Here is a 396-nt window from a genome sequence, read left to right on the forward strand (position 1 = left end):
CTACGACGTTGTGGGTGATGCTCAGACCCCATATCGATTCCGCACCGCTGTCGCTCATCCCGGACGGGCTGTTTACAGGAAGTGTCTTATCGAACATCAGCGCCCGCTGCGCGTCGGCGAAGTGGACCACTTCGCTCTGGGCCTCTTCCTGCAGGGTGAAGAAATAAAATATCCCCACCTCTGCCAGCAGGCGCTGGATAAACGCCAGGTCGCTCTCCTGATACTGATTAATTTGCTCGCGCCGTGGATAGTGTTGCTTGAGATTAAACTCATACTCCCAGTCATGCAGGTGATGTTCCTGCAATACCTGCTCTACCACCTCCGGTACCGATTTGTTGACGAAAAAACGATGGCTGCGAAACTGTTTATCCAGCAGGGAGAGAAACGGCTGGAGGG

1 protein-coding gene is annotated in these 396 nt (G+C 54.0%); it reads right to left on the bottom strand.

The features are described 5' to 3' along the window. The coding region (locus M3183_RS26805; RefSeq protein WP_251475104.1) for a contractile injection system protein, VgrG/Pvc8 family at window positions 1–396 on the bottom strand (396 nt) is incomplete at both ends.

The sequence above is a fragment of the Neobacillus mesonae genome (genome assembly GCF_023715155.1).
Classification (GTDB): domain Bacteria; phylum Bacillota; class Bacilli; order Bacillales; family Cytobacillaceae; genus Neobacillus; species Neobacillus mesonae_A.